Consider the following 25,549-nt stretch of genomic DNA (forward strand, 5'->3'; position numbering starts at 1 on the left):
ATCATGTAAATCTTCCCTATTACACGTAGTTTTATAATTTCCTACAAACTAGAAAAATCGCTCCACTGCCGAAATCAATATCTGCCTGTGATTTCAACTAATCAAACGTTCGCCCTCCCAACCGAAACCGCAACCTCTATTACTATTTTAGAAGCGCCAGACTGATCACGAGACAAACTTTCATCCTTCAGTGGATCAAGCACATAAAAAACTTCAACACGTGAGCCAACCTGATAAAAACTGACATCCTCTTCATCATGAACATAAATACCCTCAGTACACAAAACACCTTCATCCAGCATCACATCCATTGTATTATCAGGCATATCACCATCCTGACCAGAATAATAGGTCCTAACTATAACACCAGAAATTTTCTTTGCAGGCATAACGCCACAACTAATATTACCCCACCACTCCTTAGAACCAAAAAGCCCAAAACTTCCCTTAAGCCCTAACAAAGGTCTATTTTTATCCAAAGTCAACGACTGCACTAAAAAAACCTGCTCTGGATCACGCCTAAGCTCCTCAACCAATTGATAAACTAATCTCATGGGCACACGACTCTCAGCCAAAGATAAAAACATCCCCACCCCCACCTAACGTAATATTTCAACACGAAGAATATTTTCATTAAAAATATCCAATACAGCCCCCTTGCCCAACTGAGTATTCAACACTCCGGCACCGCCACTTACATGAGCCTCTCCAGTCGCCTCCACTTTAAAGCGAGAATTTTTTTGATCCCACCCTCCCGTTTGTTTCGACATACTTGGAAGCTGCTTTGTCATTGGAGAGTTTGCGAAAGCCCCATCTCCTTGAAGCAAGGCTTACTTGCTTTTCTTGGCGATAGCTGCCTTGGGCTGCATCCTTGATCAGATAACGGCCTCCCAAATAGCCCAGCACCTTCGTACTTCGTCAAACACTCCGCACGTACAAGACAAGCCCCATACTATTCAAACATTTCGCTAATACTCTTAACAAAATTAAAAATAGATCTTACTTCGCTCACCCTTAGCCACAAATTGACTCCAGCGTAAAGCTGCATCAGTGCCCTCTTTTCCTTTGGCACCGTTCTTTTCGGCCTCAACTTTCACAAATTGATAACAACAGTTCTAGCCAACATATCGCCAAGTCTTCGACGCAAACCAAACAATACAAATACACCATCAAAAATACTGAATAACGCTTTAGGAAAATTTGTCAAGGCTGATTGAAGAGGGGTACAGGATGTCCATAAGGAAAGCCAACCACAGTCATCTTGAATAGACGCTTCCCCAGACTTTGCCCATTGGGCAGCGCATCGCAAAACAAAAAGTAGGCGAGAGCAAGCAAAGTCAAGAAATAATCAACACCCTGAAAAACCGTCAGACCCAGTTCTGAGCTGAAGCGAACAGAAAAATGCAGCATGAAACTTTTCAAAAAGCAGAATAAAGAATACAACCGCCATATCAACAACGTATCCAGCCAGACGTTTTATAGAGCTTGCCAGATCATAAGCACCTATTGGACCGGTTAACTCTACCTGACTCAAAATGTATCTCTCCATCGATAAAATAGAGCTATCGCCGCAAACACTTACTTAAAAATCCAACACTAAGCCTTAACCTTAACTGCACCGTGGAGCTCAGGATAAAACCCTTCTGGCCATAGAGTTTTTTCATCATATTTAGCACCAAAAAAATCAGCTTCCTCTATTCGCTTGACGTCAACATTAGCGCCGCATAAGTCAGCACCTCTAAAATCAGCACCTCCCACATCTGCATTTTTCAAATTCGACATTGAAAGATCACTTCTAGAGAAATCAGCATACGCAGCAATTGAGTCTGAAAGGTCAACACCTCTCATTACTGAGCAGCTGAATGTAGCGTTCATCAATGCAGTCTTACCCATTTTAGCTCCACTCAAAGTACAGAAATCAAAAACAGCATTTCTCAAATTCGCACCAGTAAAGTCTGTACCAACGAGGTCTAGACTTTCAAATATTGCACGATGTAAATTCACCCCCCTCAAATCTGAACCAGCAAAGCTATCGAACTCAAACTCTAAACTTTCTCCAGTCTCAAATTTTAAAACAATCATTAACCACCCCAATCTACCGGATCAATTTTCAATTCACCAACCGGCCTTTTTAATTCAACTTTATTTGGAGATAACGCTCCAGGCTTTACGCTAGGCTCTCTACCCAATATCTTTGCCGCTATATATCGATGATTCCCTTCGACAATCACATCTTCATCCATATCAATTGCTGGTGCTATATCGCCCTTCAAAAGCCTATCAACATATCGCTGAATCATGGGAAGTGACACAGCCTTTTGCGTACTAATAGCCGAATCGCCTTGCAATGCTTGTTTAATAATTTCAGGCGTTACATCGGAACCTTTTGAGACTAATGGCTTTGGTAATACCCCAGTTCCTTTTACTGAGCCATCCTCACTATACATCACCCCCGGATTCAGCTTGTGCTCCGGAGTCACATAGGCGCCATCCTTCTGCACCCCATCCAGTTGAGTACCGCCGGTATGTGGCGTTGTAACAACTCCGCCACCCTCAGCGTAGCCTCCACTGGCAGGAATCCTTCCTGACGTATCAACAATCGGACTGACCAGCTTTCGGTTTTCATCATCAAGCAGGTGAATTGGAAACGCAGTGAGGGTTATCAACTCCCACAGGCCGATCGAAATTTTTAGCTGCCTTTGCACCTCTTCCTTTGCAACACCACCTGCTTTTTTAGCGCTTTCCACAACCGAGTTGGCCGTATTACGCATATTTTCTTGAGTCTGGGGCGTCGCTACTGAGTAGACCAACGCAAACGCTAAGGCCCCCATCATTCCTACGCCAGGAGCAGCAGCAAGATTTAGCGATCCATTCGAAGGGTTCTTCAAACTGGCCAACATTTCTGCTAGCTCAAGTGACTTCTCCGGGCTCTCGCGGGCGATATCCTTCATTCGAGCAATAAGAAGTTGCGCATGCTCTCCATTCGCTTCGCCGACTTTTGCCCGGATCAGATAATCCATGCCCTCCGCACGCTTGTTCTCATCCTTACTGACGAGTTTTCGAGCATTTTCTCTTGCCAACCTATAGTCATTGAACTCAGATGCCGAAGACTTAAGATCTGCGCCTGACACAGACAGTACAGCCATAGCGTCAAGCAGCTCACCGAGGTTGATTAATGCGTCTCGACTGTTCTCCCCATACAACTCAACATTCTTCTTCCACTGCTCATACGTCTTCTTCGGGCTCGCCACCGCCCCAAGGGAAGAACTACTCGCATACAAATCCGTACGCGACTCCTCATCCTTGGTGATCTCATACGCCTTGCTCACATCCCGATTCAGCCCGGCCGTTGAATCGGCCCCGGTCTCGGCATCCTTGCGCACCACGATCTCGCCCGCCCCGACGGTGGCGCGCACGATCTGCTCGCGGTCCTTCTGGTAGTCCCAGCCGCTGACGCTCCAGCCGGTTTCACCTTCCTTGCCTTTACCCACCTGGCTGCTGTCTTGTGTGGTGCCACTACCGGAGCTGTAGGTGCCGCCCACGTTCAGGTAATAGCCGTGTTCCTTGTCCTTGCCGGCAATATCGCTGAAGCCCAGGGTGCCGGTGTCCAGCTTGAGGTTGCCGTTGTCGGCAGCGATCAGCGCGCCGTCGATTTGGGTGTGGTTTTCGGTGCGGATATCGACCTTGTTCTTGCCGGTAATACGGGTTTGCTCTTCAACCCAGTCGGTCTTGCCGGTGGTCTGGCCATAGCCGACCGAGCCACTGAGCCCTGGAGCAGGACCAAAGGTGGCGGTGACGCTGATGTCGAATTCCTTGCCCTTCACCTTGCCGGTGTCGGCGACCGAAACGACATTTGGTCGCCTCCTACGCGCCCGATGACTTCGTCGCCACCACTATTGCAATTGGTCTCGCTGCAATTGTTCCCCCCGAACTTACAAATCACCCTTAAATCTTTCTGGCAAGTACTCTTGCCGAACCATGCCTTTGAGCAACTCTTTAAGTTCATCAAGATAGTAAGAAAGCTCTTCCCTAGACTCGCAGACTGTACTTTTCTCAATATCAGAGTCACTAAAATTCTTCATTACCATCGCTATGCTATCTGCAAAAACCATTAATTCACCCTCGGAGACGCGAAGATCATACAGCGTGACACTTGCAATGCACTCTTTGCTTAAAAGTTCCATACGTTACCACCTCACATAATTAGAAAAAATCGACTCAAATTTATCAAGCTCATCTTGCGAGGCCGGCCGCCACTGCCCCCGTAGAATCCTATCTCTTGTATTAGCTTTAGGATTATTCAATGACGTTACAACCTCACCATCAGGCTCAATAATATGAACACGATCTTTTAGCCCCTTGATTACCCATCTACCATCATCCTGAATCAAAATATCTGCAGGCCGCGCAACCTGAACATCATTTACAACAGAGCCAACCGGGCGTCCTTCTTTATTTCTGATTTTAGCATGCACACCCTGGGTAATTTTTTCACCTTGAGAGTTATAAACAACTCCTGAAGACGGAAGCTCCTCCACAGGTCGAACATAGTCGGTCTCACCTACGCCGCCAATAGGACGACCACCTGTAGTAGTTAAACTGTCCGGGCGACTACCGCCAGCATATCCTTCACTAGAAGGATTCCCTCCTGACGTATCAACAATCGGATTGACCAGCTTTCGGTTTTCGTCATCAAGCAGGTGAATTGGAAACGGCATGTGGGTTACCAACTCCCAAAGCCCCATCGAAACCCTCAGCCGACTCTGCACTTGCTCCTTTGTTTCAGAGACGCCCCGGCTGACACTTTCAATCATCGAATTAGCAGAGTTACGCATCCGCTCTTGACTTTCAGGTGTCAAAGTAGGATAGACCAGAGCCGCAGCAAGTGCTGCCATTACTCCAACATAGGCTACCCCTTGTACATAATTCTGCGCCGTTGTAGGAGAGCCTCTCAGAGTGGAAATCATTGCTGTCAGTTCAACTGATTTCTCAGGGCTTTCGCGGACAATTTCCTTCATCCGAGCGAGAAGAATCTTCTCCCCATCGGAATTTAAGTCTCCCAACTGCTCCCTCAGGCGAAACTCAATAGCCTCCGCACGTCTGTTCTCATCCTTGCTGAAGGCTTTTAGGTAGTTTTCAGTTTCAACCAGGACTCTATTGATGTCTTCGGATGTGCCCTGAAGATTGTCTGGCGACGCGATTAGAACGCCCATGCTGGCCAAGAGGAGGGTTAGCTTTACCATCGTCTCCTGGCTTTTTTCCCCATACAACTCAACACTCTTCTTCCACTGCTCATACGCCTTCTTCGGGCTCGCCACCGCCCCAATGGAAGAACTGCTCGCATACAAATCCGTACGCGACTCCTCATCCTTGGTGATCTCATATGCCTTGCTCACATCCCGGTTCAGACCGACCGTTGAATCGGCCCCGGTCTCGGCATCCTTGCGCACCACGATCTCGCCCGCCCCGACGGTGGCGCGCACAATCTGCTCGCGGTCCTTCTGGTAATCCCAGCCGCTGACGCTCCAGCCGGTTTCACCTTCCTTGCCTTTACCCACCTGGCTGCTGTCTTGTGTGGTGCCACTACCGGAGCTGTAGGTGCCGCCCACGTTCAGGTAATAGCCGTGTTCCTTGTCCTTGCCGGCAATATCGCTGAAGCCCAGGGTGCCGGTGTCCAGCTTGAGGTTGCCGTTGTCGGCAGCGATCAGCGCGCCGTCGATTTGGGTGTGGTTTTCGGTGCGGATATCGACCTTGTTCTTGCCGGTAATACGGGTTTGCTCTTCAACCCAGTCGGTCTTGCCGGTGGTCTGGCCATAGCCGACCGAGCCACTGAGCCCTGGAGCAGGACCAAAGGTGGCGGTGACGCTGATGTCGAATTCCTTGCCCTTGACCTTGCCGGTATCGGCGACCGAAGCGACGTTCAGGTCCCCCCCGACACGCCCGATGACCTCATCGCCACGCAGGTTGGCACCAGAAATGTTGGTGTCCTTGCCACTGGTGAAGCCCAGCCGGTCCCCGGCATAGAGATAAGCCTCTTGCTGGCGCTCGCCTTCACGCTCCAGATTGCCTTTGCCCATGCTGACGCTGGCGTAGACGCCCACGCCTTCCGAGCCGAAGGTGAAGCCCATCTCCCCACCACCACTGTTGCGGTTGTTCTCGCTGCTGTGGTCGTTCTGCGCGGCGCGAATGTTCAGGTCGTTGCCGGCATCCAGGTCGATGTTGCGTCCGGCCTGGGCCTGGGTCCCGATCAGGTTCAGGTCGTTGCTGGCCTTGAGGTTGATGTCGCGCCCGGCATCCAGTTGGGTGGCAGTGGAGGAGCCTTGGCTACTCTCGGTGCTGGCGGTGCCGAAGCTGCCGCCGACGCCGATCTTGAAGCCGCCGCTGGTGCCGCCGTGGATGCCGCCCCACATCTCGGTGTTGCGGGTTTCCTCGCTGATGCTGCCTTTGGCCACATCCAGGGTGACGTCGCGCCCTTTGACGTTGATGTCGCGCCCGGCACTCAGTTGACTGCCCTTGACGGTCACGTCGTTGTTGGCCGTGAGGTTCAGGTCGTTGCCGGCCTGCAGAGTTGAAGAGCGGTTGCCCTGCTCGATGATCTCCTGGCTGCTGCTTTGCTTGCTGTTGCCAAGCTTGACGTCGGCGGTCGGCCCGGCGAGGAACTGGCTGACCGAGTCGACGGCCTTGAGGGTGCTGGAGGCTTTGCTGGTGTTGTTTTCACCGTCGCCGGCGCCGTTGACCGCGTCCTTGGTCTTGCCATAGTTGTGGTTAATGGTGACACCCAGGCCATTGCGCTCGCTTTCACGCTGCTGTTCGGTCACCCGCACTTCCCGGGCGGCGTCGATCTTGATATCGCGACCGGCCACCAGGTTGATGTCGTGATCGGCCCGAAGATCGGAACCCATCTGGTTGATGTCGCGCTTGGCGTTGACCGACAGGTCTGCACCGGCACTGATCTGGCTGGCGGCGGCGGTCTGGGTTTCGACGCGATTCTTTTCCTTGTTGCGCTCGGCACCGGCGAAGAGGCTGACACCGTTGTCGTCGCTGCTGACGCCCACGCCGACTTGCTTGCTCTTCTTCCAGTCCTGCTCCGCCGAGCTGTTCTGTGCCGCCAGCACATTCACATCGCGTCCGGCGTCAAGACTGACATTGCGCCCGGCGCTGATGCCGCTGCCCACCACATTGATGTCGCGCTCGGCCTTCAGGCTCGCATCGCGCTCGGCCAGCACCTGGCTGCCCACGCTGGTGCTGCTTTGCGCCTGGCGCCCGGACTCCTTGGCCGAGGCAAAGGAGACGCTGGCCCCGGAGGAGGAAAGCCCGACTTTTTTCTTGTACTGCTCGCTGCGGCTGTAGGCCGTGTCATTGGCCGAAACCAGGTTGATGTCACCGCTGTCCTTGACCAGCCCGGCACGCAGTTCCACATCGTTGCCGGCCACGGCTTCACTGGCCCGCAGGCGGATATCGTTGCCCGCGGCCACCACCACATCGTTGCCAGCGCTCAGCTCGCTGCCGACCTGGGTCGCGGTGGTTTGCAACTGGCTCTTGCCGCTTTTGGACAGGCCGAGGAAACCGGACTTGGTCTTCTTGCTGTAGGAGCCGTGCTCCTCGACACCGGAGAGGATCGCCACATCACCGGTGGCACCGACCATCAGGTCTGCACCGGCCTTGAGCTGGCTGCCGATCAGCGTGACATCGCGGCCACCGTTGATGCTCATGCCGCCATCGGCTTTCTTGCTGGTGTTGAGGGTCAGGTCTTTCCCGGCCTCGACCACAGAGGCGATGTTGGTGCTGTGGTAGCTCTCCTGCTGTTTGCTGCTGCTCTGACCAAAGGAGCCTTTGCCCTTCTTGGACATGAAAGAGGCAGTCTCATCCTTTGCCGACAGCACATTGAGATCGCGAGCGGCATCCAGGGCGACGTTTTGCTCGCCCTTCACCTGGCTGGCTACCAAGGTCAGGTCCTGGCCTGCCTTGATCGACAGATCACCACCCGCCTCTACGCGTGAAGACTGCTGGCGAACCTGATCGTCAGAACTTCTACCGTTACTGGTTTTGAACGAGCTATGACCCGCGTTGGCCGCAGACTCGATGGCCACATCTCGCGCTGCAACCAGCGACAAGCTTTGCTGGGCAGCAACCTTGCTCGCCACTAGTTGAATGTCTTGACCCGCTGTTGCTTTCAGACTGCCGGCTATCTGGACGTCACTGGCATTTTGTGTGGTCTGACTACGCGTCCAGAGGTCTTTCTTGAACTGGCCATTGCTGCTGTTCGCCTCTTCGGTGGACGTAATGGACAGGTCACGCCCAGCGCTGAGCACCGCATCACCGCCTGCGGTCAACGCACTGCCGGTATTTTTCAGGTCCCGGCTTGCAGTCAGGGTCAGATTGTTGGCGGCCTCGATACGCGCTGCACTATCAACAAAATCGCGCTGCTCATTACTGATGGAAGTGGAGCTCTGATGGCGAGTCAAAGTACGCTCGTTAACCACGTCCCCATCAGTTGCCGTCAAGGCCACATCGCGCCCAGCGATAACACCACCGGCCTTGTTCAGCAGATCCTTGCCCGCCGTCAGATTCAGGCCCTTGCCCGCCTCCACCAACCCACTATTGACCAGGTTCTCCCCCGCCACCGCCGACAGGTCATTGGCCGCGCGCAGGGTGCCGACGTTGTTCAGGTCCTTGCCGGCAATCAGGCTCACGTCCTTGCCCGCGATCAGGGCGCCGTTGGGCGCCAGGCGGTTGTTGGCCTGGGCCAGGTACAGCACTGGCACCAGCACCTGTTCGCCGTTCACTTCATGGCTTTCCAGCCAGACGATGTCGTGGGTCAGGGCGGCGACTTGTTCGGAGGTCAGGGTCACGCCCACCGACAGGTCAAGCTGTTGCTTGCTCTGGAGGGCGTTGTCCATCAGGTGCTTGAAGAGTTTTTCGTTGCTGTCCTGGCCGTCGATAAAGCGCTGGCCGGTGCGGGCCACCATGGCTTGCTGGATGAGTTTCTGTTCGTAGAAGCCATCACCCAGGCGCTTGGCGCTTTCGTCCGGGTTGTAGCCGAGGTTGGACAGTAGGTAGTCCGAGCTCATGAACTGCTTGAGGTGGGTCAGCGCCGGGTTGGTTTCGATCAGGTACTTGTGCGGCCGGGACAGGCTCGCGGCGTCCGGCAGGCCGGCGATCTGCGCAGGCGTCGGGGCCTGGGCCAAAGTGCTGCCCTGGCCGCTGAGGCGGAACAGGCCGTTGCCGCCGGTGGGCAGGGTGAAGCCCGGCAGCTCCAGGGGGTTGACCTGTTGCTGGGCCAGTTCCGGGGGCAGTTGCGGGTTGATCCGGATCGGCGTCGAGTAGCCGTTGCCAACGCCGGTGTCGGTCAGGGTCTTGCCGGCGCCGACGTACTCGTAAAAGGAGCGGATCACGCTGTTGTCGAGGGTCTGGTCAGCCTTGAGGTTGACCTTGCCACCGGCCTGGATGGTGGCGGCGAAGGATTGGTCGCCGTCCACCACCTTGCTGCTGGAGGACAGCATCACCCCGGTCCAGGCAATGAAGGCGCTGAGGTCGGAGGCGAAGCTGCTCGAAGGCGTCGGGTTGTTGCGGGCGTTGAACGCGGCGGCTAGGGCTGCGGCGGTGCCGGTTTCGTTGACGAAGCTCCAGTAGCGCCGCAGGGTGGTGATTTCCTGGGGTTGCAGGCCCTGGTTGTGGACGGTCTCGGCCTTGATGTTGATGTCGCCGGCCGCGGTAATCAGGCTGCTGGTGTTGGTCAGGGTCTGGGTGTCGATCTGCAGGTCGGCGCCGCTGTTGAGGCTGGCGGCGGCGCTGCTGTTGGTCACCCGCAGGCGGTCGGTCTCGGCCACTTCCCACAGGCCGTTGATGCGGCCACCGCCGCGGTCGTCGCAGCCGGCGACGGGAATCAGGGTGCAGGACAGGCGGGTGATGCTGGCGGCACTCTTTTCGTGCTCGGTGTACTGCAGCACGTCCATGACGTTGTTGAGGGTGCTGGCGGCGATGGTCAGCTTACCCAGGCTTTCGATATCCCCGGAGCGGTTGTCCAGCAGGTCGGCCCTGGCTTGCTGGTCGTCCTTGGCGATCAGCGCGGTGCCCAGACTGAACACCTGGGCATAGCGGTTGGTGAAACTGTTGGTCAGCAACTGCATATTGCCGCCGCTGGAGATCAGGCCATGGTCGTTGACCAGGATGGCGGCGTTGAGGCTCAGGTCTTCACCGCTGCCCAGGGTGCCGAGGTTGTGGATGCTGGCGGCATTCAGCAGCAGCTTCTGGCTGGCGGTGATACGCCCGGCGCTGTTCAGCGCACCGTCGATCTTCAGGGTGCCATTGGCGCCACCGGCGATGCTGGCGCTGTCCGCCAGGTCCAGTTGGGCGGCATGCAGGTCCAGTTGACCAATGCTGCTCAGGCGCCCCTTGCCGCTGTAGCTGCCGTTCAGGTCGAGGTTGAGCGCGGCGTCACTGCCGATCAGGCCGTCATTGCTCCAGTGGCTGCCGCTGCCGGTCAGGCCGGTGCCCGCCAGGAGCTGGCCATCGGCGGTCTGGGTCAGGTGGTCGACCTTGACCAGCAACCGGTCGGCTTGGATTGCACTGCTGTTGGTCCAGCGCTCGGCTTCCAGGGTCAGTTGGCCGGCGGTCTTCAGGCGGCCGCCGACGTCTTCGAGGTTGGCCATGGAGATGCCGAACACGCCACTGCCGCTGTGCAGCAGGCTGCCGCCGCGGTTGTTGAAGCCGCCGGCGTCGAAGGCCAGGTCGTTGTTGGCGGTTTCCAGGGAGCCGTCGCGGTTGTCGAAGGTGCCAGCGATGCTGAACCGGGTCTTGCTGGCCAGGCCCAGGGCCCGCAGTTGCCCGCGCTGGTTGTCCAGGCTGGCAGCAGCGGTGGCCAGGGTACTGCCGCTTTCGATCAGACCCTGGCGGTTGTCCAGGGCACCAGCGAGCTCCAGCTCGATCTGCCGGGCGCTGATCTGGCCGGCGCTGTTGTCCAGGTCCCTGGCGCTGATATGCAGAGCCTGCTGGGCGAAGAGCGCGCCGTCGCGGTTGTCGAGGCGGCCATCGGCCGCGGTTTCCAGGGTGGCGCCGCCGTTGAGGGCGGACACCTTGCCGGCCCTGTTGTCGAGGTGGCCCGCCTTGAGCGTCAGGTCGCCCTGCTGGGCAATCACTTGTCCGCCTTGGTTACCGGCGTCGGCCGCCACATCGAGGCCCAGGGTGGTCTTGGCCTGCAGCAGGCCTCTGGCGTTATCCAGACGCTCGGCATTGAGTTGCAGGTCGGCTTCGCGGCTGAGGATCTCTCCGCCATCGCTGTTCTGCACTTCGCCACTGGCGCTGATCAACACCGACTCATTGGCCGCGACCCGGCCCTTCTGCCGGTTGTCCAAGTGTTCGGTGAACAGCCGCAGCCACTGCTGGCTGAAAAGTTCGCCGCCCTGGTTCTCAACCTTAGTGCTGCGCTTGAGCAGCAAAGGGCCAGCGGCGGACAGGGTGCCCTGGTTGTTGATCAAGTGTCCCAGCAGGTCGAGGGTAACGCCCTGCTTGCCGGTGAAGGTGCCGTGGCTGTTGTCCAGGTCGCTGCCGATGAACTCCAGGTCGCCGGCGGCGTTGACTGTGCCGCCCTGGTTGCCCAGGGTCATGGCCTGCAGGGTCAGGGTGGCGGCGCTGTCGATGGAGCCGCCCTGGCTGTTGTCCAGCAGGTCGCTGAGTTTGAGGCTTTGCTCGCCAGCGCTGGAGATCACCCCCTGGTGGCTGTTGTCGAGGCTGGCGGCCTTGACGTCCAGGGCCTGCTGGCTGACCAGGCCACCGCCCTGGCTGTTGTTCAAGGCGTCGCTGAGGGCGACCTCGACACCGCCCTTGAGGCTGGAGACGGTGCCCTTGTTGCTGTTGTTCAAGCCCGTGCCGTTGAGGGTCAAGCCCTGCCAGCCCGACAGCAGCCCGCCCTGGTTGTCCAGCTCAGCGCTGCCGGTGATGGTCAGGGTCTGCTGCGCCAGTACCACGCCGGTGAGGTTGTCCATCCCGGCCAGCACCAGGTTGCTGCTGCCCTGGCTGGACAGCTCGCCACCGCTGTTGCCCAGGTGGCCGAGGGTGGCATTGAGGGACTGCTGGCTCTTGATCAGGCCGCCCTGGCCGTTACGCACTTGCTCGGCATCGAGTTGCAGGCGCTCGGCGCTCAGCAGCTTGCCCTGACGGCTATTATCCAGAGCCCCGGCACTGACCTTCACCTGGCGCTGCCCGCTCAGGGTGCCGCCCTGGTTGTTCAGGGTCTGGGTGGTCGTGACCGTCAGATCCCGGCTGGCCACCACGCTCTTGCCGCTGTTGTTCAGGGTATGCGCAGTCAGCGTGACATCGCCGTTCGGGTTGCGGCTGTTGTCGAGGTTGACCCCGGCTTCGATGATGCCCTGATTGTTCAGTTGCCCGCCGCTGCCCAGGTTGATGCTGTTGGCCGCCGCCAGGGTGTTGTGGTTGTTCAGGTCGTCTTGAGTTTGCACCTTGAGCTCGGTGCCGGCGTAGACCGCGCCCTGGGCCTCCAGGCTGCCGGCCTTGATCGCCACCGCGCCCTTCTCGGCAGTGGCGTCCGCCATGCGCAACTGGCCGTTGGCATCCAGTTGGATATCACCGCCACTGGCGATCAGCTTGCCGTCGAGCTTCACCCCCACCCCGGCCTCGGTGCCCACCAGTTTGATGGCCCCGGCGTACATGCCGCCCAGGGCTGATGAGTCGATGGCCAGTTGCGGTGCATCCGCCGGGTTGGCGGTGCGGGCCGTGGCGTTCAAGGTCTTGGCGTCGACGTCGTTGGCCCCGGCGATCACCGCCAGGTGCCGGGCCTGGATCTCGGCGTTGATCTTGGCGCTGCGGGTGATGATTTCGAACTGGTCGATATTGCTCGCGTTGAGGCCCGCACCCTCGATGGCGACGCTGCCCTGATCCACCTGGTAACGCTGGATTTGGCCGTTCTCGATCACCGGTTTGCCGGTGGTCAGGGTGGCTTTTGGGGTGTTGATAAAACCGCAGCCATTGCAGCTCACGCCATAGGGGTTGGCGACGATGACATGGGCCGCTTGCCCGGCCACTTCGGTGTAGCCCTTGAGCTGGCTGGGGCTGCCGCCGTTGACCTCGTTGAGGATCACATTGGCCGCGCGGCCACCCAGGTTGGGGTTGCCGAGGATGATCCCGCCCAGTTGGGTTTCCTGGGTGCGGCCGGTGGCGTTGTTGAGGATCAGCCCCTGCTGGCCGACGTTGTAGTCGCTGAACTTGTTGTGCGACAGGCCGCTGCCATTGGGCGTGGCAATGTTGACGATGGGCACGCCATTGCCGGCCTGCCCCAGTGTTGTACCGCTGCCGTTGACCACGATGCCGTCGGCTATCGCCACCACGGGCTGCCAGAACATCACGTTGGCCAGGATGAACGCCAGACCGCGTTTGGACAGCCCCCAGAACGTATCCCGCGCTTGCAGGGTGGCGGAAGGCTGGCGGGCCAGAAAGGCGAACTGACGAGCGTCCATGTCGTATATCTCGGGCAAAGAGCGGAGTTAAAGGAACAGGTCCAGGCGGAAATAGATCGGGGCTTCCCGTTCACTCAGGGCTTCGGGCCGTTCGAGGGAATGGGCAAAGGTCACGCTGGCGGCAAGGTGCTTGCCCCGGGCGAAGAATTCGATGGAGTCGCTGGAGACCCGGCCATGCTGCTCGGCGTTGTAGCGGTCGTTGCGGATCGCGCCGAAGTCATAGCCCAGCCCCGTGCCGTATTCGGCGAACACCGGGCGCAGCCAGTCCCAGCCCACCGGACGAGTCCAGCGCAGGTCGTTGCGCCAGTAGTAGCCGCTGTCGCCATTGAGGCTCTGGTCCTTGTAGCCGCGGATCGAGGACTGGCTGCCCAGGCTCATGCGTTGCGAACTGAACAGCACGTCCTCGCTGCGCTGGCCGGTGACCAGGCTGCTGAACACCAGGGATTCTTCCCCCAGTTTGAACGGCTGCAGGTAGCTGGCGGTGGCGCTGTACTTGCGATAACGGGCGTTGGCCTGGCGGTTGCCGAAACGGTCGCGCTGGTTTTCACGCTGCGCATCGAAGGCGCCGATGCCGTCCTGCAGCCCCAGGTCGAGGTTGAGAAAACCGCTGCCGATGCGCCGGCCATGGTTGATACCGAACTGGGCTTCGCTGAGGCGGTTGCTGCTGTTGCTCAGTTTGCTGTCTTCGATGTAGTTGTTGGTGCGCAGGTAGCTCAGGCCGCTGTTCAGCGAGGTCTTGCTCAGGGCGTCGCGATGGATCACCCGCTCCAGGCGCAACTGGTGGTTCTGGCTGTCGCCGGTCTGCTTGAAGTTGAAGCCCTGGCCCTGGGCCAGGGAACGGTATTCGCTCTGGCTGTAGCTGTAGCTGAGGTTCCACCAGCCAAACGGCAGGTTGTAATAGAGCATGGCGTTGCGCGAGGTTTTCTGGTGGTCGCTGATGGCGTCGTGGCCGCCGCGCAGCACCAGTTGGTCGGCCAGCCCCAGGGGGCTGTCCCATTCGAAGGAGCTGCCCCACTGCTGCTCGCCGGTGCTCTTCTGGCCCTCGTTGCTGCGTGATAGGCCAACGCGCCAGGGCTTTTGCGCGTTGTTCTTGACCAAGACCTCGCTGCCGCCCACGGCCTGGCCCGGGGCCAGTTCCATCTGCGCCTGGTTCGACGGCAGGCGGTTGAGCTGGTCCACCATCTGTTCGATCTGCCGCAGGTTGAGCAGCTCACCGCTACTGCCGGGGAAGGCCATGTTCAGCTCACGGGCACTGAGCTTGCTGTCTTCGGCGGCCTTGAGCCCTTCGAGCTTGCCTTCCACCACCAGCACTTGCAGTTGGCCGCTGGAGAGGTCTTGCTGCGGCAGGTAGGCACGGCTGGTGACCAGGCCTTTTTCGATATAGCGGTCGGTGATGACCTTGAGCAGTGCATTGAGCTGCGCTACCCCCAGGCACTGGCCGATGTAGGGCTGGAGCAGGCGCTCGCGCTCGGCAGCCGACAGCGAGTCGGCACCCTTGAGCTGGATGTCCTTGATCGGGAAGCAGCGGCTGTCGGCCGGCGCCGTGGGCGCTACAGGCGCGGCGCTCTTGCCGGGCAGGTCCTTGAGTTCTTCGAGGCGCCGCTGCTGTTCTTCCAGCAGGCGGTTCTGGCGGTCGCGGATCAGGTCCTGGTCGCCGGGGTTGAAAGCCGGGCCCGGCAACGGCGCGGCAGTGGCGCTGGGCAGCGCAGTGACCAGCAGCAAGCAGGACAAGGCACAGCACAACCTCATCCCGAGGGTGGAGAGAGACATATTCGGTCCTTCGAAACGGCAGCAAGGGTAGAGAAAGGGCGCGCGATGTTAATGTGCCACCATTCTGACGTCAATTAAGCGCGAGCATCGTCGATGGATGGCTGGTTTTGCGGGGCACGCGCCCTGCTACAAGGCCGGATGCTAGAGCTATCGGCGACGCCGGCAAATCAGATCCATCTGAATTGCCGAGTAAGAATTCCTGATCAGGCACGGCAATCAAAGCCGCGGCCACCGGCTCAATCCAACTGAACTTTCCCTGCCTCCGCTGCCTCAACCGGATGACTGCCCGTTCCGAATCACGAGGCCTACGCCATGAAGAACCTGAGCATTCTTACCCTCGCCAGCAGCCTGCTGTTCGCCCTGCCCACCTGGGCCTGCACCCCGGACGAAGCCACCGCCAAGCGCGAACAGCTGGCCCAGGAAGTCAGCAAGATCACCGAGCAGAACCCGGCCAAGGCCAAGGAGATCAATGCCGAACTGCAGAAGATGGACCTGAGCACCTCCAGCAAGGACCTGCCGGACAATTGCCAGTTGATCGACCAGCGGCTCAAGGAACTGGCCACTGCCGAGAAAAAGGCCGAGAGCTGACACCCGCAAAGCAAAAAGCCCGGACCAGGTCCGGGCTTTTCATCTGCATCAGGCGCCAGGCTTATTCAGCGGCGGGGGCCTGTGGCTTGCGGCGCTTGAGCGGCGCCAGGCCATCCTGGCTGACCAGGCTGTCGCTCTTGGGCCGATTGGCGGTCTTGCGCTTGGTCGGGGCCTTGGCCACGGCCTTTTTCTTGTCGCCCTTGGCGTCGGTCTTTTTCTTCTTCACGCCCACCGCCTTGCCGGAGGCCTTGACCTTCTTCGGCCCGCTGTAGGTGCCTTTGACTTCCTTGATGGTGCGGCGCTCGAAGCTCTGCTTGAGGTAGCGCTCGATGCTCGACATCAGGTTCCAGTCGCCGTGGCAGATCAGCGAGATGGCCAGGCCATCGTTGCCGGCACGGCCGGTGCGGCCGATGCGGTGCACGTATTCGTCGCCGCTGCGCGGCATGTCGAAGTTGATCACCAGGTCCAGGCCGTCAACGTCCAGGCCGCGGGCAGCGACGTCAGTGGCCACGAGGATCTTCACCCCGCCCTGCTTCAGGCGGTCGATGGCCAGCTTGCGGTCCTTCTGGTCCTTTTCACCGTGCAGGACGAAAGCCTTGTAGTCCTGGGCCACCAGGCGGCCGTAGATGCGGTCGGCCATGGCCCGGGTGTTGGTGAAGACGATGGCCTTCTGGTAGGTCTCGTTGGCCAGCAGCCAGTTGACGATCTGTTCTTTGTGCTGGTTGTGGTCGGCGGTGATGATCTGCTGACGGGTGGTTTCGTTCAGCTGGCTGACGCTGTTGAGTTGCAGGTGCTCAGGGTTGTTGAGGACCTTGGCGACCATTTCCCGCAGGCCGGAGCCGCCAGTGGTGGCGGAGAACAGCATGGTCTGCTGGCGGTTCGGGCATTCGTCCACCAGGCGCTGTACGTCTTCGGCAAAGCCCATGTCGAGCATGCGGTCGGCTTCGTCGAGCACCAGCACTTCGACTTCCTTCAAGTCCAGATTGCCGGCGTTGAGTTGCTCCAGCATGCGCCCCGGAGTGCCGATGAGGATGTCCGGCACCTTGCGCAGCATGGCAGCCTGGACCTTGAAGTCTTCACCACCGGTGATCAGGCCCGACTTGATGAAGGTGAACTGGGAGAAACGCTCGACTTCCTTGAGGGTCTGCTGGGCCAGTTCCCGAGTCGGCAGCAGGATCAGGGTCTTGATGCTGACGCGGATCTTCGCCGGGCCGATCAGGCGATTGAGGATCGGCAGGACAAAAGCCGCGGTCTTGCCGCTACCGGTCTGTGCCGTCACCCGCAGGTCACGCCCTTGCAGCGCGAGCGGAATAGCCGCTGCTTGCACCGGCGTCGGCTCGACAAATTTAAGCTCGGCCACGGCTTTGAGCAGGCGTTCGTGCAGGGCGAATTGGGAAAACACGGGTGCTACCTCGAAGATATGCAAAAAAACAGCTGCATAGGGTACCGGTTTCGAGCGCGAAGGCCGAGTTTCTTTGTGCAAACGGTGGCAAAGAGTTGGTTTTTTGTTAACCGATTTGTCCTTAACCGTAACTTTCCCAGGGTTAAATGCTCTAATCCCCCTCCTGTGCCTTATAGAAGAATCGTTTTAGCCCATGGATTTCAAACAGCTCTGGCTCAATACCCAGGATCTCTGGGGAGCACTCGACCAACACCCTCTCCTGCACGCCGGCATCGGCCTGGCCCTGTTACTGGTGGTCGCCCTGCTGGTCGGACGAGTGGCACGCTACCTGGTGCTGCACGCGGTCAAGCTGCTGGGCCGCCAGCCGGCCCTGCACTGGCTCAACGACCTGCGCCACAACAAGGTATTCCACCGCCTGGCACAGATGACTCCATCCCTGGTGATCCAGTTCGGCCTGCACCTGGTACCGGAGCTGAGCAAGACCAGCCTGCTGTTCCTCGGCAACCTGGCCATGGCCTTCACCATCCTGTTCCAGCTCCTGGCCCTGAGCGCCCTGCTCAATGCCCTGCTGGACATCTACGCGCGCACCGAACACGCCCGCACCCGCTCGATCAAGGGCTATGTGCAGTTGGCGAAAATGGTGTTGTACGTGTTTGGCGCGATCATCATCGTCGCCACCCTGATCGACCGCTCGCCGCTGTTGCTGCTGTCGGGCCTGGGCGCCATGTCGGCGGTGATCCTGTTGGTCTACAAGGACACCCTGCTGTCCTTCGTGGCCAGCGTACAGTTGACCAGCAACGACATGCTGCGGGTCGGCGACTGGATCGAAATGCCCCAGGTCGGCGCTGATGGCGACGTGGTGGACATCACCCTGCACACGGTCAAGGTGCAGAACTTCGACAAGACCATTGTCTCCATCCCCACCTGGCGGTTGATGAGCGAATCGTTCAAGAACTGGCGCGGCATGCAGCAGTCCGGCGGCCGGCGGATCAAGCGCAGCCTGTACATCGACGCCAGCGGCGTGCGCTTCCTGCATGACGACGAAGAGGTGCGCCTGAGCAAGGTGCGCCTGCTCACCGACTACATCGGGCGCAAGCAGTCCGAGCTCAAAAGCTGGAACGAAGCCCAGGGCAACGTCGCCGCGCTGTCGGCCAACCGCCGGCGCATGACCAATATCGGCACCTTTCGCGCCTATGCCCTGGCCTACCTGAAGAGCCACCCGGAAATCCAGCCGAACATGACCTGCATGGTGCGCCAGATGCAGACCACGGCCCAGGGCATTCCCCTGGAGATCTACTGCTTCACCCGCACCACCGCGTGGGTGGATTACGAGCGCATCCAGGGGGATATCTTCGATTACCTGCTGGCGGTGATGCCGGAATTCGGCCTGAACCTGTACCAGCAGCCCAGCGGCACCGACCTGCGGGCCGGCCTGCTGCCTGCGGTGCTGGGTGCCAGCCATGTGCCGACAGTAGAGAAGCAGGCTCTGTAACCTGGTAGGAACTGGCTTGCCAGCGAAGGCGTTGGCCGGCCAGACGCAACGCTTGCGGGCCCTTTCGCCGGCAAGCCGGCTCCTACAGGTTAGGGCGTCAGGCGCGGCGCCGCGCCCCGGCGGCTGATCCACACCGCCCCCAGAATCACCAACCCGCCCAGCAACAGCCGCCCCAGGTCTTCGTGCTGGTTCCAGATCAGCAGGTTGATCAACAGCCCCACCGGCACATGCAGGTTGTTCATCACCGCCAGGGTGGCGCCGGTCACCAGGCACGCGCCCTTGTTCCACCAGTACATGCCCAGGGCCGTGGACACCAGGCCGAGGAACAGCAGCACCGCCCATTGCAGCGGCGCGTCGGGCAGGTAGTGGGCCTTGCCGAACAGCAGGAACGCCGGCAACACCACCAGCAGCGCCCCCAGGTAGAAGTAGCCGAAGCGCCGGTAGTGCGGCTCGTCGCTGGGGTAGCGCGCTACCAGATGCTTGTACAGCACTTGCCCGGCGGCATAGGTGAAGTTGGCCAGTTGCAGCAGCAAGAAGCCCATGAAGAAGTCCGGGTTGACGCTGTCGTAGCGGATCACCACCGCGCCTGCCACCGCCACCAGCGCCGCCAGCAGGCCCCAGGGGTTGAAGCGCCGGTTCAGGGCGTCTTCGATCAGGGTCACATGCAACGGCGTGAGGATGGTGAACAGCAGTACTTCCGGCACCGTCAGCACGCGAAAGCTCAGGTACAGGCACACGTAGGTGATGCCGAACTGCAGCGCACCGATCAGCAGCATGCCGCGCATGAAGGCCGGGGCCACCCGGCGCCAGCGGGTCAGTGGAATGAACACCAGCCCCGCCAGCAGCACCCGCACCAGCACCGCGAAGTAACTGTCGACATGCCCGGCCAGGTATTCGCCGATCAGGCTGAAGGAAAACGCCTGGATCAGCGTGACAAAAAGTAGATAGCCCATGTTCGCCTCGTCTTGAATGGCGGCGACGATAGCGGTTTTGCCCCCTCAGATGAAATCCCGGGCAAAAAAAAGCCCGATCTCGCTAGGCGTGCAATCGGGCGTCGGTACTGAAGGAGCAACCAGTACAAAGGGAGGTTCGATGCGCGAACCGGCTTGAAGGGGGATGCGCAGGCGCTACTTGAACACCGGTGGATTATCTGCGGATTAACGGCGCCGCCCTGCCCTTCGCTGAGCGGCGCCTGGGCTCAAGAATCGCGGCTCAGGCCACCTGGGCCAGCTTGGCATTGGCCTGGTTCAGGCCCTTCTCGTGGAAATCGCCCCCCAGGTTCAGGCCTTCGGCGTGGATGAACTCCACATCGTGGATGCCGATAAAGCCCATCACCTGGCGCAGGTAGGGTTCCTGGTGGTCCGCGGTGCTGCCGGCGTAGATACCGCCGCGGGCAGTAAGCACGTAGGCACGCTTGCCGGTGAGCAGGCCCTGGGGCCCGGTGTCGGTGTACTTGAAGGTCACCCCGGCGCGCAGTACGTGGTCGAGCCAGGCCTTGAGGGTGCTGGGAATGGCGAAGTTGTACATCGGCGCGGCCATGACCAGGACGTCGGCGGCCAGCAATTCCTCGGTCAATTCATTGGAGCGTTGCAGGGAGTCCTGCTCGGCGGCGCTGCGCTGCTCGGCGGGTTTCATCCAGCCCCCCAGCAGGTTGGCATCCAGGTGCGGCACCGGGTTGCGGGCCAGGTCGCGTACCGTGATCGAATCACCCGGGTGGGCGGCTTGCCATTGCTGGATAAAGGTCTGGGTCAACTGGCGGGATACGGAATCCTGCTGGCGGGCACTGCTTTCAATGATCAGGACGCGGGACATGGCACAAATCTCCATCGGGGTATGCGTAAGTCGATGGAGCGCAGATTAAACAGAGTGATATCGATGAAAAAGCGCAAATAACTGCTATAACCAATCAACAAATTCGTTTATAAGCGGAGCCAGCCCTGCAGCAACCGGCCGGGCCGGGCCCACTTCGATCATTTGGCCTGGCAGGTCAGGTCCAGGCGCAGCTTGATGATCTTGCGATTGAACTTGGCGGTGACGTTCTTGCTCTGCCCTGCGGCGACTTCCACCTTGCGGGTGCGCGGCGCTTCGGGGCCATTGCGAAACACCACCGAGCACAGCGCATCGCTCTTGCCGTAGTTGTTCAACTGGATGGAGCCGATGTCTTCATCGGTGTCATAGGCCGTGTAATCGATGCTCTGGCCGTTGAGCTGCTTCTCGACTTCGATGGGATAGGCCCAGGCGCTCAAGGGCAACAGAGCCAGCAACACACAACAGAATTTTCTCATTCGGCAGTCTCCAGTAAGGAGCGCCAGCTTAGGACAAGAGGAGCCCCTCATGAAAGCGCCCCGCGTGACCCTGGATCAATGGCGCACCCTGCAGGCGGTGGTCGACCACGGCGGTTTCGCCCAGGCCGCCGAAGCGCTGCACCGGTCCCAGTCCTCGGTCAGCTACACCGTGGCCCGCATGCAGGACCAGCTCGGCGTGCCGCTGCTGCGCATCGACGGCCGCAAGGCAGTGCTCACCGAAGCCGGCAGCGTGTTGCTGCGCCGCTCCCGGCAACTGGTCAAGCAGGCCAGCCAGCTGGAAGACCTGGCCCACCATATGGAACAGGGCTGGGAAGCCGAAGTGCGGCTGGTGGTGGACGCTGCCTACCCCAACGCGCGCCTGGTACGCGCCCTGACCGCCTTCATGCCGCAAAGCCGTGGCTGCCGCGTGCGCCTGCGCGAGGAAGTGCTGTCCGGGGTCGAGGAAGTGCTGCTCGAAGGCGTGGCCGACCTGGCCATCAGCGGCTTCAACATTCCCGGCTACCTGGGTACCGAGATGAGCTCGGTGGAGTTCGTCGCCGTGGCCCACCCGGAACACGCCCTGCACCGCCTGCAGCGGGAACTGCACTTCCAGGACCTGGAAAGCCAGTTGCAAGTGGTGATCCGCGACTCCGGCCGCCAGCAACCGCGAGATGTCGGCTGGCTCGGCGCCGAACAGCGCTGGACCGTGGGCAGCCTGGCCACCGCCGCGACCTTCGTCGGCAGCGGCCTGGGCTTTGCCTGGCTGCCCCGGCACCTGATCGAGCGCGAGCTGCGCGAAGGCCTGCTCAAGGTCCTGCCCCTGGACCAGGGCGGCAGCCGCCACCCGACCTTCTACCTTTACTCCAACAAGGACAAACCCCTGGGCCCGGCGACGCAGATCCTCGTGGAGCTGCTGCGCACCTTCGACACCGCGCCCCTGGATGCGCCCTTTGCCGCCCCCGAGCAAGCCTGACGCCCCACCCACCAGAACAGGAGTTCTGCCATGGCCTATTTCGAGCATGAAGGTTGCACCCTGCACTACGAGGAATACGGCCGGGGCGAACCCCTGCTGCTGGTCCATGGCCTGGGTTCCAGCGCCCTGGACTGGGAAAAACAGATCCCCGCGCTCTCGGCCCGCTATCGGCTGATCGTCCCGGACATCCGCGGCCACGGGCGCTCCGACAAGCCCCGGGAGCGCTACAGCATCAAAGGCTTCACCGCCGACATCGTGGCGCTGATCGAGCACCTGAACCTGGGCCCGGCCCACTACGTCGGGCTGTCCATGGGCGGCATGATCGGCTTCCAGCTGGGGGTGGACCAGCCGCAGTTGCTCAAGAGCCTGTGCATCGTCAACAGCGGCCCCGAGGTCAAGCTGCGCAGCGCCAACGACTACTGGCAGTGGTTCAAGCGCTGGAGCCTGGCCCGGGTGCTGAGCCCGAGCGCCATCGGCAAGGCCCTGGGCCCGCGGCTGTTTCCCAAGCCGGAGCAGGGCGAGCTGCGACAGAAGATGGCCGAGCGCTGGGCAAAAAACGACAAACGTGCTTATCTCGCCAGCTTCGACGCCATCGTCGGTTGGGGGGTTCAGGAACGTCTGTCGCGAATCACCTGTCCAACCCTGGTCGTCAGCGCCGACCGCGACTACACCCCGGTGGCGCTCAAGGAGGCTTATGTCAAACTGCTGCCGGACGCGCGGCTGGTGGTGATCGAGGACTCCCGACACGCCACGCCGCTGGACCAGCCGCAGCGCTTCAACCAAACCCTGCTGGACTTCATGACCACAGTCGACACCACCACCCAGGATCACTGACCCATGCTGAAAAAAATCGCCCTCGTCGCCGGCTCCGTACTCTTCGCGGCCAACCTGATGGCCGCGCAACCGGCCAAGGCGCCCCACGTCCTGCTGGACACCAGCTTCGGCAAGATCGAAGTGGAACTGGACCCGGTCAAGGCACCGATCTCCAGCAAGAACTTCCTCGACTACGTCGACAGCGGCTTCTACACCAACACCATCTTCCACCGGGTGATCCCGGGGTTCATGGTCCAGGGCGGTGGCTTCACCGCGCAGATGGTGCAGAAAGACACCCGCGACCCGATCAAGAACGAAGCCTCCAACGGCCTGCATAACGTGCGTGGCACCCTGTCCATGGCCCGTACCTCGAACCCCAACTCGGCCACCAGCCAGTTCTTCATCAACGTCGCCGACAACGCCTTCCTCGACCCGGGCCGCGATGCCGGCTACGCCGTATTCGCCAAGGTGGTGAGCGGCATGGACGTGGTGGACCAGATCGTCAACTCCCAGACCACCACCAAGCAGGGCATGCAGAACGTGCCGATCGACCCGGTACTGATCAAGTCGGCCAAGCGTATCGACTGATACTTCGCAGCCTGTCCCGACGGCGGCGCCCTACCCGGCGCCCCGTCCGTTTTCTGCACAGGAGAGCCCGTACCCCGGGCTTCAGACCCCATGCTCTTTCGTCGTTTTGAACAACTGATCGACATCTTCCGCGACGCTCCCAGCGCCACCCCGCCCAACCGGGTCCTGCCCTTCTACTTCCACTACATCAAGCAAGTCTGGCCGAGCTTCGTCGCCCTGCTGGTGGTGGGCCTGTTCGTGGCCCTGATCGAGGTGTCGCTGTTCAGCTACCTGAGCACCATCATCGACCTGGCCCAGGGCACCCCCAGCGTCCAGGTGTTCACCGACCACGGCCTGGAACTGGCCTGGATGGCGGTGGTGGCGCTGCTGTTCCGGCCCCTGATGGTGGGCCTGCACGACCTCCTGATGCACCAGACCATCAACCCTGGCATGACCAGCCTGATCCGCTGGCAGAACCACAGCTACGTGCTGCGCCAGAGCCTGAACTTCTTCCAGAACGACTTCGCCGGGCGCATCGCCCAGCGCATCATGCAGACCGGCTATTCGCTGCAGGACTCCTCGGTGCAGGTGATCGATGCCCTGTGGCACGTGACCATCTACGCCATCGGTTCCCTGGTGCTGTTCGCCGACGCCGACTGGCGCCTGATGATCCCGCTGCTGCTGTGGATCGCCGGCTTCATCGGTGCCATGCGCTACTTCGTGCCACGCATCCAGAAGCGCTCGGTGGACGCCTCCGACGCCCGCTCCAAGCTGATGGGGCGAATCGTCGACGGCTACACCAACATCACCACCCTCAAGCTCTTCGCCCACACCCACTTCGAGCAGAGCTACGCCCGCGAGGCGATCGCCGAGCAGACCGAAAAGAGCCAGCTGGCCGGGCGCGTGGTCACCGCCATGGACGTGACCATCACCAGCCTCAACGGCCTGCTGATCGCCGGTACCACCGGCCTGGCCCTGTGGCTGTGGAGCCAGTCGCTGATCAGCGCCGGGGCCATTGCCCTGGCGACCGGGCTGGTGATCCGCATCGTCAACATGTCCGGCTGGATCATGTGGGTGATCAACGGCATTTTCGAAAACATCGGCATGGTCGAGGACGGCCTGAAGACCATCGCCCAGCCCCTGCAACTCACCGACCGCGAGCAGGCACCGAAGCTGGCGGTGGCCCAGGGCGGCGTGCGTTTCGAACATGTGGAATTCCACTACGGCAAGGCCAACCGGGTCATCAGCAACCTCAACCTGGAGATCCGCCCGGGGGAGAAGATCGGCCTGATCGGCCCGTCCGGGGCCGGCAAATCAACCCTGGTCAACCTGCTGCTGCGCCTCTACGACCTGCAGGGCGGCAAGATCCTCATCGACGGCCAGGACATCGCCGGGGTAACCCAGGAAAGCCTGCGCGAACGCATCGGCATGATCACCCAGGACACCTCGCTGCTGCACCGCTCGATCCGCGACAACCTGCTCTACGGCCGCCCCGACGCCACCGACGAGGAACTCTGGGAAGCAGTGCGCAAGGCTCGTGCCGACGAGTTCATCCCGTTGTTGTCCGACGCCCAGGGCCGCACCGGCTTCGACGCCCATGTCGGCGAGCGCGGGGTCAAGTTGTCCGGCGGCCAGCGCCAGCGCATCGCCATTGCCCGGGTGCTGCTCAAGGATGCGCCGATCCTGATCATGGACGAAGCCACCTCGGCCCTGGACTCGGAAGTGGAAGCGGCGATCCAGGAAAGCCTGGAGACCCTGATGCAAGGCAAGACCGTGATCGCCATCGCCCACCGCCTCTCCACCATCGCCCGCATGGACCGCCTGGTGGTCCTGGAACAGGGGCGCATCGCCGAGACCGGTACCCACGCCGAACTGCTGGCCCACGGCGGCCTGTATGCGCGCCTGTGGCAGCACCAGACCGGAGGCTTCGTCGGCATCGACTGAGCCTCTGTAGCCGCTGCCGCAGGCTGCGATCGGCCCCGCAGGGGCCGTAGAACCGGAGTTCGCGGTTCGTCTGGTAAAACGCGGCGGCCGCCTTGCGAGTCCTGCGGCAGCGGCTACAGGGTGCTAATCAGCTACAGAAAGTTGCCGCACAATGCGCCAGAGCCCCCGGTTTCAGGGGGCCCTGGCGTTTTTCATGGGCGAGTGGAATTGCGCCGAAAGCCTGCTGTACTCAGCCTAGGTTCC

At 60.3% G+C, this 25,549-nt stretch carries 17 protein-coding genes and 1 pseudogene; 6 read left to right on the plus strand and 12 right to left on the minus strand.

Annotated elements, in window-relative coordinates:
- Positions 1-101: 101 nt before the first annotated feature.
- From AC1RCO_RS08740 to AC1RCO_RS08775, 8 genes and pseudogenes are all read right to left on the minus strand, one after another.
- Complete coding sequence (locus tag AC1RCO_RS08740) at positions 102-587, minus strand: immunity protein RhsI2 family protein (protein ID WP_492617635.1); 486 nt, start codon at positions 585-587, stop codon at positions 102-104.
- Between the two features lie 12 nt (positions 588-599).
- Positions 600-791, minus strand: a complete 192-nt coding sequence (locus tag AC1RCO_RS08745) for a hypothetical protein (RefSeq protein ID WP_492617766.1) — start codon at positions 789-791, stop codon at positions 600-602.
- Between the two features lie 412 nt (positions 792-1,203).
- Positions 1,204-1,410 (minus strand): RDD family protein, encoded by a 207-nt coding sequence (locus AC1RCO_RS08750; RefSeq protein WP_259744395.1) that lies wholly within the window; start codon positions 1,408-1,410, stop codon positions 1,204-1,206.
- Between the two features lie 186 nt (positions 1,411-1,596).
- The gene (locus AC1RCO_RS08755) at positions 1,597-2,082 is read right to left on the minus strand and encodes a pentapeptide repeat-containing protein (protein WP_265577992.1); all 486 of its coding nucleotides are present in this window, start codon (positions 2,080-2,082) and stop codon (positions 1,597-1,599) included.
- Positions 2,082-3,889 (minus strand): annotated as a pseudogene (locus AC1RCO_RS08760) (hypothetical protein); the annotation flags it as partial. The pseudogene AC1RCO_RS08760 and the gene AC1RCO_RS08755, both read right to left, overlap by 1 nt.
- 43 nt (positions 3,890-3,932) lie before the next feature.
- The gene (locus AC1RCO_RS08765; RefSeq protein WP_077933565.1) at positions 3,933-4,184 is read right to left on the minus strand and encodes a hypothetical protein; all 252 of its coding nucleotides are present in this window, start codon (positions 4,182-4,184) and stop codon (positions 3,933-3,935) included.
- 3 nt (positions 4,185-4,187) lie between these two features.
- The gene (locus AC1RCO_RS08770) at positions 4,188-13,472 is read right to left on the minus strand and encodes a hemagglutinin repeat-containing protein (RefSeq protein WP_492617636.1); all 9,285 of its coding nucleotides are present in this window, start codon (positions 13,470-13,472) and stop codon (positions 4,188-4,190) included.
- Between the two features lie 27 nt (positions 13,473-13,499).
- Complete coding sequence (locus AC1RCO_RS08775) at positions 13,500-15,242, minus strand: ShlB/FhaC/HecB family hemolysin secretion/activation protein (RefSeq protein WP_492617637.1); 1,743 nt, start codon at positions 15,240-15,242, stop codon at positions 13,500-13,502.
- A 312-nt stretch (positions 15,243-15,554) separates the two neighbouring features.
- Between AC1RCO_RS08775 and AC1RCO_RS08780 the strand changes: the two genes are divergently transcribed.
- A complete protein-coding gene (locus AC1RCO_RS08780; protein WP_011059888.1) occupies positions 15,555-15,830 on the plus strand; it encodes a hypothetical protein in 276 nt (91 codons plus the stop codon).
- Between the two features lie 61 nt (positions 15,831-15,891).
- Here AC1RCO_RS08780 and AC1RCO_RS08785 read toward each other — a convergent pair whose 3' ends face one another.
- Positions 15,892-17,232 (minus strand): DEAD/DEAH box helicase, encoded by a 1,341-nt coding sequence (locus AC1RCO_RS08785; RefSeq protein ID WP_011059887.1) that lies wholly within the window; start codon positions 17,230-17,232, stop codon positions 15,892-15,894.
- Between the two features lie 193 nt (positions 17,233-17,425).
- On the opposite strand from AC1RCO_RS08785, the gene AC1RCO_RS08790 reads away from it, so the two are divergent.
- A complete protein-coding gene (locus tag AC1RCO_RS08790; RefSeq protein WP_011059886.1) occupies positions 17,426-18,724 on the plus strand; it encodes a mechanosensitive ion channel family protein in 1,299 nt (432 codons plus the stop codon).
- A gap of 89 nt (positions 18,725-18,813) precedes the next feature.
- On the opposite strand, the gene AC1RCO_RS08795 is transcribed toward AC1RCO_RS08790, so the two are convergent.
- From AC1RCO_RS08795 to AC1RCO_RS08805, 3 genes are all read right to left on the minus strand, one after another.
- Positions 18,814-19,677: a carboxylate/amino acid/amine transporter gene (locus tag AC1RCO_RS08795; RefSeq protein ID WP_011059885.1), complete on the minus strand. Its 864-nt coding sequence runs from the start codon at positions 19,675-19,677 to the stop codon at positions 18,814-18,816.
- A gap of 259 nt (positions 19,678-19,936) precedes the next feature.
- The gene (locus AC1RCO_RS08800) at positions 19,937-20,536 is read right to left on the minus strand and encodes an FMN-dependent NADH-azoreductase (RefSeq protein ID WP_011059884.1); all 600 of its coding nucleotides are present in this window, start codon (positions 20,534-20,536) and stop codon (positions 19,937-19,939) included.
- Positions 20,537-20,694: 158 nt separating this feature from the next.
- Positions 20,695-21,009, minus strand: a complete 315-nt coding sequence (locus AC1RCO_RS08805) for a hypothetical protein (protein ID WP_011059883.1) — start codon at positions 21,007-21,009, stop codon at positions 20,695-20,697.
- Positions 21,010-21,058: 49 nt separating this feature from the next.
- Between AC1RCO_RS08805 and AC1RCO_RS08810 the strand changes: the two genes are divergently transcribed.
- From AC1RCO_RS08810 to AC1RCO_RS08825, 4 genes are all read left to right on the plus strand, one after another.
- The gene (locus tag AC1RCO_RS08810; RefSeq protein ID WP_492617638.1) at positions 21,059-21,982 is read left to right on the plus strand and encodes a PA3225 family LysR-type transcriptional regulator; all 924 of its coding nucleotides are present in this window, start codon (positions 21,059-21,061) and stop codon (positions 21,980-21,982) included.
- A gap of 30 nt (positions 21,983-22,012) precedes the next feature.
- Complete coding sequence (locus tag AC1RCO_RS08815; RefSeq protein WP_011059881.1) at positions 22,013-22,816, plus strand: alpha/beta fold hydrolase; 804 nt, start codon at positions 22,013-22,015, stop codon at positions 22,814-22,816.
- 3 nt (positions 22,817-22,819) lie between these two features.
- Complete coding sequence (locus AC1RCO_RS08820) at positions 22,820-23,383, plus strand: peptidylprolyl isomerase A (RefSeq protein ID WP_011059880.1); 564 nt, start codon at positions 22,820-22,822, stop codon at positions 23,381-23,383.
- 90 nt (positions 23,384-23,473) lie between these two features.
- The gene (locus tag AC1RCO_RS08825) at positions 23,474-25,306 is read left to right on the plus strand and encodes an ABC transporter ATP-binding protein (protein WP_053149644.1); all 1,833 of its coding nucleotides are present in this window, start codon (positions 23,474-23,476) and stop codon (positions 25,304-25,306) included.
- Positions 25,307-25,549: the final 243 nt, after the last annotated feature.

Source organism: Pseudomonas sp. GW823-FHT03E05, from assembly GCF_058796855.1.